The sequence below is a fragment of the Mesorhizobium sp. AR02 genome (genome assembly GCF_024746835.1).
GTDB lineage: Bacteria > Pseudomonadota > Alphaproteobacteria > Rhizobiales > Rhizobiaceae > Mesorhizobium.
Genome location: NZ_CP080531.1, coordinates 3,034,693 through 3,049,487, shown reverse-complemented (window position 1 = coordinate 3,049,487; position 14,795 = coordinate 3,034,693). Strand labels below are relative to the sequence as shown.

General features: G+C 64.4%; 14 protein-coding genes. 5 read left to right on the top strand and 9 right to left on the bottom strand.

Translation table 11 applies throughout. The annotated features are described in order from the left end of the window. The 4 genes from DBIPINDM_RS18820 to DBIPINDM_RS18805 form a co-directional block, all read right to left on the bottom strand. Complete coding sequence (locus tag DBIPINDM_RS18820; protein WP_095202770.1) at window positions 1–813, bottom strand: ABC transporter permease; 813 nt, start codon at window positions 811–813, stop codon at window positions 1–3. After that, window positions 813–1,676 (bottom strand): ABC transporter permease, encoded by an 864-nt coding sequence (locus DBIPINDM_RS18815; protein ID WP_258588642.1) that lies wholly within the window; start codon window positions 1,674–1,676, stop codon window positions 813–815. Before DBIPINDM_RS18815 ends, DBIPINDM_RS18820 begins: the two co-directional genes overlap by 1 nt. A 64-nt stretch (window positions 1,677–1,740) precedes the next feature. Next, on the bottom strand, window positions 1,741–2,904 hold the full coding sequence (locus DBIPINDM_RS18810; protein ID WP_258588641.1) for an ABC transporter substrate-binding protein: 1,164 nt from the start codon (window positions 2,902–2,904) through the stop codon (window positions 1,741–1,743). After that, the gene (locus DBIPINDM_RS18805) at window positions 2,885–4,021 is read right to left on the bottom strand and encodes an ABC transporter ATP-binding protein (RefSeq protein WP_258588640.1); all 1,137 of its coding nucleotides are present in this window, start codon (window positions 4,019–4,021) and stop codon (window positions 2,885–2,887) included. The genes DBIPINDM_RS18810 and DBIPINDM_RS18805 overlap by 20 nt, the downstream gene beginning before the upstream one ends. A 115-nt stretch (window positions 4,022–4,136) precedes the next feature. Here DBIPINDM_RS18805 and DBIPINDM_RS18800 point away from each other — a divergent pair, with 115 nt between their 5' ends. The 5 genes from DBIPINDM_RS18800 to DBIPINDM_RS18780 all read left to right on the top strand — a co-directional run bounded on the left by DBIPINDM_RS18800 (window position 4,137) and on the right by DBIPINDM_RS18780 (window position 8,082). Next, a complete protein-coding gene (locus DBIPINDM_RS18800) occupies window positions 4,137–4,949 on the top strand; it encodes a helix-turn-helix transcriptional regulator (protein ID WP_258588639.1) in 813 nt (270 codons plus the stop codon). Window positions 4,950–5,252: 303 nt separating this feature from the next. Next, on the top strand, window positions 5,253–6,134 hold the full coding sequence (locus tag DBIPINDM_RS18795) for a metal ABC transporter solute-binding protein, Zn/Mn family (RefSeq protein ID WP_258588638.1): 882 nt from the start codon (window positions 5,253–5,255) through the stop codon (window positions 6,132–6,134). Further along, window positions 6,131–6,925: a metal ABC transporter ATP-binding protein gene (locus DBIPINDM_RS18790; RefSeq protein WP_258588637.1), complete on the top strand. Its 795-nt coding sequence runs from the start codon at window positions 6,131–6,133 to the stop codon at window positions 6,923–6,925. Before DBIPINDM_RS18795 ends, DBIPINDM_RS18790 begins: the two co-directional genes overlap by 4 nt. Continuing rightward, window positions 6,909–7,718, top strand: coding sequence for a metal ABC transporter permease (locus DBIPINDM_RS18785; protein WP_258588636.1), 810 nt, complete (start codon window positions 6,909–6,911; stop codon window positions 7,716–7,718). The genes DBIPINDM_RS18790 and DBIPINDM_RS18785 overlap by 17 nt, the downstream gene beginning before the upstream one ends. After that, window positions 7,705–8,082, top strand: coding sequence for a Fur family transcriptional regulator (locus tag DBIPINDM_RS18780; protein WP_258588635.1), 378 nt, complete (start codon window positions 7,705–7,707; stop codon window positions 8,080–8,082). The genes DBIPINDM_RS18785 and DBIPINDM_RS18780 overlap by 14 nt, the downstream gene beginning before the upstream one ends. Window positions 8,083–8,115: 33 nt before the next feature. On the opposite strand, the gene DBIPINDM_RS18775 is transcribed toward DBIPINDM_RS18780, so the two are convergent. From DBIPINDM_RS18775 to DBIPINDM_RS18755, 5 genes are all read right to left on the bottom strand, one after another. Next, window positions 8,116–10,188 carry a 3-hydroxyacyl-CoA dehydrogenase NAD-binding domain-containing protein gene (locus tag DBIPINDM_RS18775; RefSeq protein ID WP_258588634.1) on the bottom strand — a complete coding sequence of 691 codons (2,073 nt, stop codon included), beginning with the start codon at window positions 10,186–10,188 and terminating at the stop codon, window positions 8,116–8,118. A 129-nt stretch (window positions 10,189–10,317) separates the two neighbouring features. Further along, window positions 10,318–11,265 (bottom strand): ABC transporter permease, encoded by a 948-nt coding sequence (locus DBIPINDM_RS18770; RefSeq protein ID WP_258588633.1) that lies wholly within the window; start codon window positions 11,263–11,265, stop codon window positions 10,318–10,320. 3 nt (window positions 11,266–11,268) lie between these two features. Then, a complete protein-coding gene (locus tag DBIPINDM_RS18765) occupies window positions 11,269–12,249 on the bottom strand; it encodes an ABC transporter permease (protein ID WP_258588632.1) in 981 nt (326 codons plus the stop codon). A 1-nt stretch (window position 12,250) separates the two neighbouring features. Continuing rightward, window positions 12,251–13,720 (bottom strand): sugar ABC transporter ATP-binding protein, encoded by a 1,470-nt coding sequence (locus DBIPINDM_RS18760; RefSeq protein ID WP_258588631.1) that lies wholly within the window; start codon window positions 13,718–13,720, stop codon window positions 12,251–12,253. Window positions 13,721–13,769: 49 nt separating this feature from the next. Continuing rightward, complete coding sequence (locus tag DBIPINDM_RS18755) at window positions 13,770–14,783, bottom strand: ABC transporter substrate-binding protein (protein ID WP_258588630.1); 1,014 nt, start codon at window positions 14,781–14,783, stop codon at window positions 13,770–13,772. Between the last annotated feature and the right edge of the window lie 12 nt (window positions 14,784–14,795).

Sequence of the window (14,795 nt, the reverse complement as noted above, 5' to 3'; positions counted from 1 at the left end):
TCAGTTGGACGGCTTGCGCTGGCGCAATTGCCATTGGGCAAGCACCACCAGCAGCACGGAGGCGACGAGCACGATCGTCGCGATGGCGTTGATCTCCGGCGTCACGCCGCGCCGGATCGAGGCGAACACGTAGATCGGCAGCGTCGTCTGCGCGCCGGCGACAAAGAACGCGACGATGAAATCGTCGAAGGAGAAGGTGAAGGCGAGCAGGAAGCCGGCAACCACCGCCGGCATGATCTGCGGCAGGACGATCGAACGGAACGTCGTCAGCGGCGTCGCGTAGAGATCGCTCGAGGCCTCGACCAGATTGCGGTCGAGACTGCCGAGGCGCGTGCCGACGATCATCGTTACCAGCGCCATCGAGAACAGGCCATGCGCGGCGATGATCGAACCATAACCAAGCGACAGCTTGGGCGGCTGATCGCCCGGCCAGATCGAGGCGAGGAACGGGTTGACGACAGCGAACAGCTGGACAAGCGCGACCAGCGTCGAGATGCCGATGACGACGCCGGGAACGACGATCGCCGCACCCAGCAGCGCGTCGAAGACCGCGCGGGTTCTGACGCCGACGCGTGCCAGGCCGAGTGCCGCCGCCGTGCCGCACACCGCCGCCAGCAAGGCGCTGGTGGTGGCGATGAACAGGCTGTTCTTCAGCGCCTCGACCAGGAACGGATTTGACAGCGCCGTGCCGTACCACTGCACCGAAAAGCCGGTGAACTCGCTGGCGTGGCGGCCGGCATTGAAGGAGAACAGTACGACCAGCGCGATCGGCAGATAGAGGAAGGCGAAGACGGCGGTGACAAAGGCGCGCATCAGATCAGGTCCACCCGGCGCGCGCCCGAAACCCGGGTCGAGATGCGGTTGGCGGCAATCAGCACCACCACCGAAACCGCCACCAGCGTGATCGCTATGGCCGATCCGAACGGCCAGTTGCGCGACTGCAGGAACAAATCGACCAGCGCGTTGCCGATGAAGAACACCTTGCCGCCGCCGAGCAGCGTCGGGATCAGATACTCGCCAAGCAGCAGGATCATCACCAGCGAGAACCCGGTCATCACGCCCGGCAGCGACAGCTTCAGGGTCACGCCGAGGAAGGTCGACAGTGGCGTCGCGCCGAGATCGGCGGAGGCTTCCAGCAGCCGTCGATCGAGCCGTTCGAGGCTGACATAGATCGGCAGGATCATCAGCGGCAGATAGCCGTAGACGATGCCAAGCAGGACCGCGCCCGGCGTGTTGATCAGCCTGACATCCTCGATGCCGACAAAGGCGAGCAGCGCCGGGATACCGCGACCGCCCAGAATGTACATCCAGGCATAGGTCCGCATCAAAAGGCTGGTCCAGAACGGAATGACGACCAGCGCGAGCAGGATCAGCCGCCAGCGCGCGGGCGCACGCAAGGCGAGGTAATAGGCAACCGGATACGCGACGAGCAGACAGGCGAGCGCCCCCACCGGCGCCAGCACCATCGTGTTCCAGAAGGCGGTCGCCCGCGCCGGGAGGTTGGCGTATTGCGCCAGCGTGAAGGCCGCCTGATAGCCGCCCTCCGGCGCCCGCTCGCCGACGCTGAAGATGGCAATGGCTATGAACGGCAGCACCAGGAACACCACCAGCCACGCCGTTGCCGGGGCTAGCAGCAAGGCGGTCAGGACATTATGACGAAATCTGTTGCCGTGCATTGAAGACCGCCCCGATGCCGGCGGACATATGCCCGCCGGTCCATTGTGTTCGTCAGGCCAGCCTTCAGGCCGACTTGAAGCGCGCCATCAGTTCGGCGCGGCCCGGATCGGTCAGCGTCGCCGCCGCGCCGAATTCCAGCGGCGTCAACAGGTCCACCGCCGGATAGAGGATCGGATTGTCGAGCACTTCCTTGGGCAGCAGCTTGTTCACCCGCGCATCGGTCGAGGGCGCACCATTGGCCAGGTGCTCCTTCACCGCGACCTGCGGGTTCATCAGATAGTTGAGCAGCGCATAGCCCGCGGGCTTGTTCGGCGCGTCCTTCGGGATGGCGTAGAAGTCGGTCCAGATCTCGCCGCCTTCCTTGCCCAGCACATAGGCGATCTCGGGAATGTCGCGATGCAGCTGCGCACCGTCATTGGTCCAGCACATCGTCATCCACGCATCGCCCGCGCGCATCCCCGGCTGATAATCCGACGAGACCGCGAACAGATGCGGCTTGACCTTCAGCAGCAGTTCCTCGGCCTTGGCCAGCTCATCTGATTTCAGCGAGTTGAACGAGTAGCCATAATATTTCAGCGCGTTGCCGATCGTGGTCAGCTGGTAGTCGTGCACCATGGTGCGGCCGTCGCCTTCCGCCATGGCCGTGTCCCAAAACTCCTTCCAGCTCGTCATCGGCTTGGTCAGCTTCTTGGTGTTGACGGCAAAGCCTGTCGTGCCCCAGTTCTTCGGCACGGCATAGATCACCTTGTCGATCGTGCCCTCCGAGGTGAAGCGCGGATCTTCCTGCGTGCCGTCGAAATTCGGCAGCTTGGCCATGTCGAGCGGCTCGATGATGCCAAGCTTCTTGTAGGTCGAGATCGTGTAATTGGTCGGCACGAACAGGCTCCAGCCCGAGGCGCCGGCCTGCAGCTTGGCCAGCATCTCCTCATTGGAGCCGAACACGTTGACCTCGACGGCGACGCCGGTGTCCTTCTTGAAATTCTCGAAGGTCTGCGGGTCATGGTAGTTCGGCCAGGTGGCGATCGACATCCGGTCGCCAAGGTTTTCCGCGGCAAAGGCCGGCGTCGGCATGATGCCGATCTCGCGCGCCATCACCGCGGTCGCGATACCAAGGCCGGTGAGGCCGAGGAAATCACGGCGGCCGATCGAGCCGCGCTTGAGGCGCATCAGCTGGTCGACGAATTTTTCGGGGCTTATCGGCAGTCCGTCACGATATGGTTTCGACATGTTGGTTTACCCTCTGGTTGGTCCCGTTGTTCTTGGTTTCCGGAAACGCCAGTGGCGTCCCGGCGGCAAAGCCGATGGCGACGGGTTCGCCCGGCTTGAAGAGATTGCCGTGGCCGATCACATGGTCGGCCTTGGCCAGCAGTGTTCCGATGCCCTGGACCTCGATCGCGTATTCCGCGGTCGAGCCCAGGAAGATGCGGTTGCGCACGATGCCCTTGAACGGCCCGCTTGTCGGCGCGCCGAGGCTGAGTGATTCCGGACGCAGGCTCACCGAAACGGCCTCGCCCTGCTGCAAGGCGGTCCGCTTGCGCGCCGCAATGACGGTGCCATCGGCGAGCGCCACCTCCACCAGATCGCCTGAGTGTCCAGCGACGGTGCCGCTCAGCAGATTGGTCTTGCCGACGAAATCGGCGACGAACAGATCGGCCGGCTCGTCATAGATCTCGCTCGGCTGGCCGAGCTGGACGATGCGGCCACCATTCATGACACAGACGAAATCGCTCATGGACAGCGCCTCTTCCTGGTCGTGGGTGACCAGCACGAAGGTGATGCCGATCTCGCGCTGCAGGTTCTGCAGCTCGATCTGCATGTCGGTGCGCAGCTTCTTGTCGAGCGCCGCCAGCGGCTCGTCGAGCAACAGCACCGCCGGCTTGTTGACCAGCGCGCGCGCCAGCGCGACGCGCTGCTGCTGGCCACCGGACAGTTCGTGGATCTTGCGGCCGCCATAGCCGCCGAGCCGCACCATTTCGAGCGCCTCGCCGGCGCGCCGGCCAATCTCCTGCGACGACAGGCGCGGCCGTGCCTGGCGCAGCCCGTAGGCGACGTTGTCCTCGACATCGAGATGCGGAAACAGCGCGTATTGCTGGAACACCATGTTGACCGGCCGCCGATAGGGCGGCGTGCCGGCCATGTCCTGGCCGCGAATGAACACCTGGCCTTCGCTCGGCTGTTCGAAGCCGCCGATCATGCGCAGGCACGTCGTCTTGCCGCAGCCGGACGGCCCGAGCAGGGCGACGAAAGCGGAAGGTGGAACAGAGAGGTCGATGCCGCTGACCGCGGTCACCGCGCCATAGCGCTTGGTGACGCTGCGAAACTCGATGTCGGGCACTGCGATCAAAGGCTGCGGGCTCCAGCAACAGGGCTATTTCGAGACGCTACCAGAGCCAATGGCAGCTAGTATATACCTCCCAGGTGGTATATCTGATGTATTTTCTCGTTTAAGGGGGTAGGGATTGAGCGCATCCCGCAGCGATGAATACAGCCGGCTCGCCGCCCTTGTCGCGGCGACGCGGGAGACGGGCGGCGAGCTGTTCGGCAAGGCCATGGTCGATTGGCTGAGGCAGCATGTCAGCTTCGACCACTGCGTGATCTTCGGCTATCGCGGCGCGTCACGCCCGCCATTGCTGTTCGAAACCTTCTCGCCAGCCGAAAGCCATGTCTTCGTCGCGCTCTACCAGGAGGGGCCCTACCTGCTCGACCCGTTCCACCACGCGGCGGTCGAGCGCAAGGAAGGGTTCTGGCGCATGCGGGAACTCGCGCCCGACCGTTTTTACGCCAGCGAGTATTTTCGCTCCTACTACAGCCAGACCAGGCTGGCCGAGGAGGTCGGCTTCTTCGTGCCGCTGCCAGGCAAGGACGCGCTGGTGCTGTCGCTGATGCGGCTGCGCGCCTCAGGCCCGTTCGGCACCGCCGACGCCAGGCTGCTGCGCGACATGGCGCCGGCGGTGATCAATTTCATCAGGTTGCGCTGGCCCGCCCTTCCAGCCGACGAGCCGGACGAGGCGAAACAGGACGAGGCGATCGCTGCGGTCAACGAGTTCGACCGCGCCCACATATGGAAGAGCCTGTCGCTGACGCCGCGCGAAAAGCATGTCGTTGACCTGGTGCTGCAGGGCCATTCGACGGAATCGATCGCCAGGGCCATGCGCATCGTGCCGGGAACCGTGAAGGTCCATCGCCGCAACATCTACCGCAAGCTCAAGATCAAGTCGCAGGCCGGCCTGTTCGCCCGCTTCGTCGAGATCATCGACGCGCGGATAAGGTAGGTTCTCGGCACAGACGTTTGACGGATCGCATGCCTCAGCGATGAGCGGAGACATCAATCGCTTCGTCAACCTGGGGCGAAGCTCCGTCGCGAAGTTGGGGAGGCTCCGGCCAATCCCGAATGGTCTGCCATGCTGACCAAGCTCACGCTTTTGTGTCCGCCAAACGCGGCTGTATTGGAAACCGCCATTGATCGTGCCGAACTTCTGCCATAAACGTTATACTGTTACCGTTACACTATAACGTGACATCGACGCGCATGGCGGCGGACTGTCTCCGCCCCAGATTTCCCAAGGAGACCAAGGATGCGTTCCGTTCCCTTTATGGCCGCGCTGCTGGTTGCTGCGCCGCTGCTGACCGGCACTGCTGCCCGGGCCGAAGACAAGCTCAATGTCGTCGCGGCCGAGAATTTCTATGGCGATCTCGCCCGCCAGATCGGCGGCAGCCATGTCGCCGTCACCAGCATCCTGTCCAATCCCGACGACGATCCGCATCTCTTCGAGACCAGCCCGTCGACGGCGCGCACCATCGCCGATGCCAAGGTGATCATCTACAACGGCGCCGACTACGATCCGTGGATGGACAAGTTGCTCTCGGCTTCGAGCAAGCCGGACCGCACGACCATCGTTGCCGCCGACCTGATCGGCAAGAAGTCCGGCGACAACCCGCATCTCTGGTACAACCCTGCGACACTGCCGGCGGTCGCCAAGGCGCTCGCCGCCGATCTGTCGAAGCGCGATCCCGCCAACGCGGTGCACTACGAGGCCAATCTGAAGCAATTCCAGGCCTCGCTCGACGGCATCGAAAAGGAAATCGCCGCCGTCAAGAAAGCCTATGCCGGCACCGAGGTGACCGCCACCGAACCGGTGTTCGGTTACATGGCCGAGGCGCTGGGCCTCAAGATGCTGAACTACGATTTCCAGGTGACGGTGATGAACGACGCCGAGCCGAGCCCGACACAGGTTGCCGCATTCGAAAACAGCCTGAAAGACGGTTCGGCCAAGATCCTGTTCTACAATTCGCAGGTGACCGACGAGGCGACGACCCGGCTGCTCGACCTCGCCAAGCAGAACAAGGTCACCGTCATCGGCGTCACCGAGACGGAGCCCGCCGGTAAGACGATCCAGACCTGGTTCGGCGGACAGCTCGACGAGGTCCAGAAGGCGCTCGCAGCCCGCACGCAATGAGCGCTGTCGCATTCGACCGGGTCACGCTGACCTATGGGGGACGCCGGGTTCTTTCCGACGTCTCCTTTTCCGTTCCGCAAGGCGCCTTTGTCGGTCTTCTCGGTGCCAATGGTGCCGGCAAGACAACGATGCTGCGAGCGATCCTCGGCCTGATAGAGCCGTCGGGCGGCGCCATATCGGTGCTCGGTGGGCCGCCAAAGCGCGGCAATGCGTCGATCGGCTACATGCCGCAAGCACGGCGCGCTTTGACCCATATGGGGATCAGCGGCCTGGACTTCGTCCTGACAGCGGCCGGCGGCCATCGCTGGGGTTGGCCGGGTACTTCCGCCACCGAGAAGGAAGCCGCCTGGAAGGCGCTCGAAGCGGTCGGAGCGAGCGACCTCGCCCGGCGTCCGCTGGCGGAGCTTTCCGGCGGCGAGCGCCAGCGCATCCTGATCACCCAGGCGCTGATCGGAGATCCGCAACTGCTCCTGCTAGACGAGCCGCTGATCAGCCTCGACGCGGCGCACCAGCGCACGATCATCGACCTCGTGCATGAGATCGGCGAGCGGCTTGGCATCGCGGTGCTGTTCTGCTCGCACGAGATCAATCCGCTGCTGCGCGCCGTCGATTGCGTGCTCTATCTCGGCAACGGCAAGGCCGCGATCGGCAGCGTCGACGAGGTGATCAACGGGCCGGTTCTGTCGAAACTCTACGGCACTTCGATCAATGTCGTGTGGGTCGCCGGGCGGATCTTCGTCATGGCCGACGATGTCGAACTGGAAAGCGGGGTGCATGTTCACGATGTTTGACTACGAATTCATGCGCAACGCCTTCTATGCCTGCACGATCGTCGGCATTGTCGCCGGCGCTGTCGGCTATTTCCTCGTGCTCAGGGGCCAGACTTTCGCTGGCCACGCCCTTGCCCATGTCGGGTTCCCCGGCGCCACCGGTGCCGGCCTGATCGGGCTGTCGCCGTTTTTCGGCCTGACCGTGTTCACCGTCGTCGCCGGCATCGGCATCGGCCTGCTTGGCGAGCGCGCGCATCGCGACGTCGCCATCGGCATCGTGCTGACGCTGTCGCTTGGCCTTGGCCTTCTGTTCCTGCATTTCTACACCGCCTTCGCCTCGCAGGCGACGAACGTGCTGTTCGGCAATGTGCTCGGCATCAGCCTGCGCACCGTCGTGGTGCTCGTGGTACTGGCGGTAGCGATCCTTGTTGCTCTGGTGCTGATCGCCCGGCCGTTGCTGTTCGCCAGTCTGCAACCGGAACTCGCCGAGGCAAGGGGTGTGCCGCTCAACCTCGTCTCGACCTTGTTCATGATCCTGGTCGCGGTCGCGACTGCCGAGGCTGTGCAGATCGTTGGCGTGCTGCTCGTCTTCTCGCTGATGGTTGGCCCAGCGGCCACCTCTATTCGGCTGACGCGCGGCGTGCTCGCCGGCATCGCGGTCTCGATGGCACTGGCCGTCACGATTGCCTGGGTCAGTCTGTCACTGGCTTTCTTGACCGACTGGCCGACGAGCTTCTGGATCACGGTGCTGGGTGCCGCAGCCTATCTGGCCAGCGGCATGGCGCAACGCTCGATAGCCAATGACAACCCCTGACCTCACCCGAAACCAGAAGCTAGTGCTGGCGGCCATTTCCCGCGCCGGCAGGCCGGTCAGCGCCTACGACATTCTAGGCGATATCAGGCCGCATGGCATCAAATCGCCGGTACAGGTCTACCGGGCGGTCAAGAAACTCATCGACAATGGCACGGTTCACAAGGTCGAAAGCCTCAATGCTTTCGTGCCGTGCGCCTGTCAGCATACCCATGGCCGCGGAACCGCGATCCTGGCGGTCTGCGAACAATGCGGCCGGGTCACCGAATTCAGCGACGACATCATCGATCGCCGGCTCGCCGACTGGGCCGCGCGCACGCTTTCACATCGAAGCGACGAGCATAGAGGTCAACGGACGCTGCGCTGACTGCACTCTCGGACAAGATTAGGAATAGCGCGGTCAGGCCGTCGCGTCGGTCTCCCACGAGCCGGTTTCGGCCATGCGCCGAAGCAGCGGCGCCGGCTTGAACACGTCCTTGCCGGTCTGCTGATGCCAGTGATCGAGCCGCTCAACGATCCTGGCCGCACCGTCGAGGCCGGCCCAGAACATCGGGCCGCCCTTGCCGATCGGGAAACCGTAGCCATTGACCCAGACGACATCGATGTCGGAGGCGCGGGCCGCGATCTTTTCTTCGAGGATTTTCGCACCCTCATTGACCAGGGGATAGAGCGTACGCTCGATGATTTCTTCCGCACCGATCGCGCGCGGTTCGATGCCTCGCTCGGCCGCCTTGTCACGGATCAGCGCCTCCACCTCAGGATCGGGAACGCCTGCCCGTGCACCGGCCTCGTAGAGATAGAAACCCCGGCCGGTTTTTTGGCCGAAACGCCCCTGTTCGCACAGCGTGTCGGCGATCACAGCCGTCAGGCCGCGCGCCTTGCGGTTGCGCCAGCCTATGTCGAGGCCGGCGAGATCGCCCATCTGGAACGGTCCCATCGGCCAGCCGAAATCGGTGAACGCCTTGTCGATCTGGCCAGGTGTCGCGCCCTCCAGCAGCAGCGCTTCCGATTCCGAACCGCGCGCGGCCAGCATGCGGTTGCCGACGAAGCCGTGGCAGACACCGACGACGACCGCCACCTTGCCGATCCGCCGCGCCATATCGACGACGGTCGCCAGCGCATCGGGTGCGGTCTTTTCGGCCCGCACGATTTCGAGGAGCTTCATGACATTGGCCGGCGAGAAGAAATGCAGGCCGAGCACATCCTGCGGACGCGGGATCGAGCCGGCGATTTCGTTGATGTCGAGATAGGAGGTGTTGGTGGCGAGGATGGCGCCCGGCTTGGCGACGGCGTCGAGTTTGCCGAACACCTCTTTCTTCACCGCCATGTCCTCGAACACCGCCTCGATGATCAGGTCGCAATCGGCAAGATCGGCATAGTCGGTCGAGCCCTTGAACTGGGCCAGCCGCTGCCGCTTGGCGTCTTCGCTCAACGAACCACGCAAAACGGAGACGGTATAGTTCTTGTCGATCGTGCCTAGCCCGCGCTGCAGCGCCGCCTCGCTGGTCTCCAGCAAGGTGACCGGAAAACCGCCATTGGCGAAGGCCATGGCGATGCCGCCGCCCATCGTACCGGCGCCGATGACGCCGACACGCGCGATCCCGCGCTTGGGCGTGTCCTTGCCGGGAAGCTTTGCCGCCTCGCGTTCGGCGAAGAACAGATGGCGCTGCGCCCGCGACTGGTCGCTGGTGACCAATTTGACAAACAGCGCCCGCTCGGCCGCCAGCGCCTCGTCGAGGGGCAGCGTGACGGCATTGCGCACGGCTTGCGCGCAGGCGATCGGCGCTTCGAGGCCCCGCGCCTTCTTTGCAAGGTCTGCTGCCTCGGCGTCGAAAGCCGCGAGATCCGTTTCCCCAAGCAAGTCATTGCGATCGCGCACCGGCGTGAACGGGCCACCCTTGCGGGCGATTTCCCGGGCGAAGTTCACGGCATGCGTGATCAGATCGCGTTCAAAAACGGCATCGACCAGACCGGCGGCATGCGCTTCGGTCGCGCCGATCGGTGTACCCGAAACGATCATCTTCAGCGCCTTCACCGCGCCGACCAGGCGCGGCAGCCGCACCGTTCCGCCGCCGCCGGGAAGGATGCCGAGCTTCACCTCGGGCAGACCGAGCTTGGCGCCGGCATCGGCAACGCGGAAATGGCAGCCGAGCGCCAGTTCGAGGCCGCCGCCGAGCGCGGTGCCGTGGATGGCGGCGACTGTCGGCTTGGCGATGGTTTCCAGCATGGCCACGATGGCGCGCAGATCGGGCTGCTGCACCGGCTTGCCGAATTCGGTGATGTCGGCGCCGGCGACAAAAGTCCGGCCGGCGCAGGCGATGACAATAGCCGCGACCGAGGCATCGTCACGCAAGGCGACCAGTGCCTGCATCAGCGGCTCGCGGACATGAAAACTCAGCGCGTTGACCGGCGGATTGTCGATGGTGACGAGGGCGACGCCATTCTCGTTCACGACGCTGACAGAACTGGACAAGCGGAGCCCTCCCGAGGCCAACTGCGATCGCGGAAGGGTTTACTAGGCCGCGCCACGAATGGGAACCCGATGTTGGGCTGGCCTAACGATTGTCCGGGAACTCCGTGAACGCGTCGTGATCCTCCACGGCTACCGCACCGCCTTTTCCCCACCCGCCGCCGTAATCACCCCGACAATGATCAACCCTGTCAGCAGCAGACGTACGCCGGCGCTGACGCCGAAGGTGTTGAGCATGGTCAAAAGCAGCACCAGAAACAGCGCCGCGCCCCAGACGCCCGGAACATTGGCCTTGCCGCCAGCGACCGACGTGCCGCCGATGACCACGACGGCGATCGACGCCAGCAGATATTCATTGCCGATGTCGACATTGGCGCCCCGGAAATAGCCGGCCAGCAGCGCGCCATCGATGCCGCCTAGCGCGCCCGACAGCGTGTAGGTGAGGAAGCGGATGCGGCCGACATTGACGCCGGCGAGCCAGGCGGCGCGGATGTTCTGGCCGATCGCCAGCACCGAGCGGCCATAGATCATGCGCTGCAAGGCGATGGCCGCCCCAATGGTGAACAGCACGGTCAGCAACGCCAGCACCGGAATGCCCAGTATCTGCCAATTGGCGAAATCGGCAAAGCCTGGAGGCGGCTTTATCTGCAGTCCACGCCCGTAGCTGATGTCGATCGACTGGATGATGAAGCTCGCTGACAGCGTGGCGATGATCGGCGGAATGCGCAGCGCCCAGATCAGCAGATAGTTGACGACGCCGATCGCCGCGCCGCAGGCGAGCGCGGCCAACAACCCGACGACGATCATGGAATCGCTGCCGGCCATCACCTTCATGGCGACGGCGCTGGCCAGGCCGATATTGGCCGGCAGCGATAGGTCGACATTGCCCGGCCCGAGCGTGATGACGAACATCTGGCCGACGCCGACGATGACCGTGAACACCGCGAGCGACAACGCCGCCGTGACCATGCCGCCGGCGCCATAGCCACCGGTGAAGGCGATCGTTGCCAGCCAGACCACCAGCGCTCCGATGAACGACCAGATCCAGGGTTTGCCAGCCAGCGATTTCACCAGAATCATCGCTCACCTCTCCCTGCGGCTGATCAGCACCCGCGCCGCCAGAACGATGATCAGGATGGCGCCGTTGGCGGCCACCTGCCAGTCGGGCGGGATGTGCATGAAGGTGAGCAGCGGCGAGGCGGCCAGCGCCAGCGTCAGCGCGCCGATCACCGCGCCGATCGGCGACACCCGGCCGCCGACGAATTCGCCGCCGCCGAGGATGACGCCGGCGATCGCCAGCAGCGTGTAACCATTGCCGATATTGGCGTCGGCCGAGGTGGTGATGCCGATCAGCGCCATGCCCGACAGCACGCCGAACAGGCCGGCCAGCGCAAACAGCACGATCTTGGTCTTGAGCAGCGACCAGCCGGCACGCTTGAGTGCCGCCGGATTGCCGCCGGAGCCGCGCAGGATCACGCCGTAGGAGGTGCGCATCAGGCCGAAATGGACGATGAGCCCGATCAGCAGCGCCGCGATGATCGGGAACGGAATGAAAGGCGGCTTGAACGCCATGATCGCCAGCAGCCAGTCCGGCGCCTTGCCACCGGGCTTGGGCAGGACGAGAATGGCCAACCCCTGCCAGACGAAGCTCATGCCGAGCGTCACCACGATCGACGGCAAATTGCGCAGATGGATCAGCGCGCCGAGCAGCGCATAGACACCGATCGACCCGAGCAGGATGACGACACCGATGAGCGGCGCGTCCTTCAGCCAGGTCGCGGTGACGCAGCCGACGAAACCGACAAAGGTGCCGATCGACAGGTCGAGCTCATTGCCTGATATGACGAACATCTGGGCGATTGTCGCCAATGCGATCGGGATCGCCAGGTTCAGCATCAGGCTGAAACCGAAATAGCTGATGGCGCGCGGGTTGAGCCAGGCGATGGCGAGCAGCACCAGCGTCAGCGACAGCGCCGGCAGCAGCCCGCGCAGCAGGCGGGCGCGGGCCAGCGCGCCACGCTCGGCGGAGTTCTTTCGGCCGGTGTCGAGGCTCGCCGCCGTCATCTCAGGCCGCGTCGCCGAAGGAGGACTGGATGATCTTCTCTTCCGTCAATTCGTCGCGGCGCAGATTGGCGACGATGCGGCCGTTCTTGAAGACGTAGACATGGTCGCAATTGTCGAGTTCTTCGGTTTCCGTGGTGTACCAGAGGAAGGTGCGGCCATTGCGGGCTTCCTCGCGCACGAGGTCATAGACCTCCAGCTTGGTGCCGATATCGACGCCGCGCATTGGATCGTCCATCAGCACGATCTCAGCGTCCGAGCCGAGAGCGCGGGCAAACAGCGCCTTCTGCTGGTTGCCGCCCGACAGCGAAAAAATGTTGTTGTTCATGTCGGGCGTGCGGATGCCGATCTTCTTCTGCCAGACCGCGGCAAGTTCGGCCTCGCGCTGCGGCGAGATCAGCAGCCCGTTGCGCAACCGCGCCAGCGAGCGGATGCCGATATTTTGCGCGATCGACCATTGCGGGAAGATGCCGTCCGACTGGCGATCGCCAGCGACCAGCGCCACAGGTGCTGTCACCTCGATGCCTGCCTTGGCGCGCGATGCCCCGCTGAAGATCGCCAGCAGCAGGTCGGTCTGCCCATGTCCCGCCAAACCTGCAAGGCCAATGACCTCGCCGGCACAGGCGACAAGGTCGGTGCCGTCCTTCTGCGCGGCGGGACGCGCCCGAACCCGCAACGGGCTGGCTACCGGCTTGGCGGCGGCGATCTCCGCCGCGATCTTCTGGCGCGCTTCCGCACCGCCCATCGCCGTCACCAGCCGGTCGCGGTCGAAGGCATTTGCCGCGTCGGCGACGACCACCTTGCCGTCGCGCATCACCACGATGCGGTCGGCGTTTTTCAGCACCTCGCCCAGCACATGCGAAATCAGGATGCAGCTTTTGCCACCGGCGACGAAGCGGCGGACAAAGGCCAGCAACTGGCCGGCCGTATGCGCGTCGAGCGACGACGTCGGCTCGTCGAGGATGACGAGATCGAGCCGGTCCTGCGTCACCGTGAAGGCGCGCGCCACCTCGACCATCTGGCGCCGGCCGATAGACAGATCACCGACAATATCCCAGGCCGAGATACCATGGTCGGGGAAGATCTCATCCAGCTTGGCGGTGATGAGTGCTGCCGCCTTGCGCCGCCAGCCGATGCCAGAGAGCGACGCGTGGTTGATGCGTGTGTTCTCGGCGACGCTGAGATTGGGGCACAGCGACAGTTCCTGGAACACGCAACGTATGCCGAGCTTTTGCGCCCGCGACACCGAGTAGTTGTCCTCGATGCCGCCATGCACGCCGATCTTGCCGCTGTCGGGCGTGAGCGTGCCTGCCACCATATGCATCAGCGTCGATTTGCCGGCGCCATTGTGGCCGACCAGGCCGACGCACTCACCAGGCCCGACATGGAAGTCCACGCCGCCCAGCGCGCGAACGGCGCCGAAATGTTTTTCGGCGCCGTTCAGTCTGATGATGTCCGCGTTCCCTTCAGGCATGCCTAGAGATATCCGCGCGATGGTACGAAGGGCAACGCTGGCGCGACATTCACTTGATGTTGGCCTTAATCGCCGCGAGGGCATCTTCCTGCGTGTATTCGTGGGTGGCGACGCCGCCTTCCTTGATCTTCGGCAGGGCTGCCTCGAAATCGTCCTGGGTGAAGGCCAGATACGGCACCAGCAGGTCGTGCGGAATGTCCTTGCGGCCATCGAGCACCTGCTGCGCCACCCAGAAGGCGAGCGACGACACGCCGGGCGCGATCGATGCCGACCAGGTCTTGTAGCCGTCCTTGTCCTTCTGCTCCTTCCACCACTTCAGCTCGTCCTGCCGGTTGCCCATGATGATGGTCGGGCGCGGCTTGTTGGCGGCGGCGAAAGCCTGTGCGGCGCCATAGCCGTCACCACCCTGGTCGACGATGCCGACGATGTCGGGCAATGAGGGCAGGATGGTCGCAACCGCTTTCTGCGCCGTCGTCTGGTCCCAGTCGCCGGTCACCGAGCCGACGATCTTGAACTCGGGATGCGCGGCGACGCCTTCGAGGATGCCGGCATGGATGGCATCGTCGATCGAGGTGCCGGCCAGGCCACGGATTTCCAAAAGGTTCCCGCCCTTGGGCTGGAACTTGGCCATCTGCTCGACTTCCTGCTTGCCCATATCCTTGAAGTCGACGACGACGCGATAGGCGCAGGGCTCGGTGACGGTGCCATCGAAGGAGACGACGGTGATGCCGGCATCGCAGGCCTGCTTGATGGCGCCGTTGAGCGCATCCGGCGAGGCGGCATTGATGACGATGGCGTCATAGCCCTGCAGAATCAGGTTCTGCACCTGCGCTGCCTGCGTCGGCACTTCCTTGTCGGCGGTGGTGAAGATGTCGGCCGCGCCGACGACCTTGTCGTCGACCGCCTTCTTGGTGACGATGCCGTAGCTGTCGAGCATCGCCTGCCGCCACGAATTGCCGGCGTAATTGTTGGAGAATGCGATCTTCTTGCCGCTGGTGTCGGCAAGTGCCGTGCCCGAGGCCAACATAGCCGTCAGCGCACCCAGAACGAGCAGTTTCTTCATGTGATTTCCTCC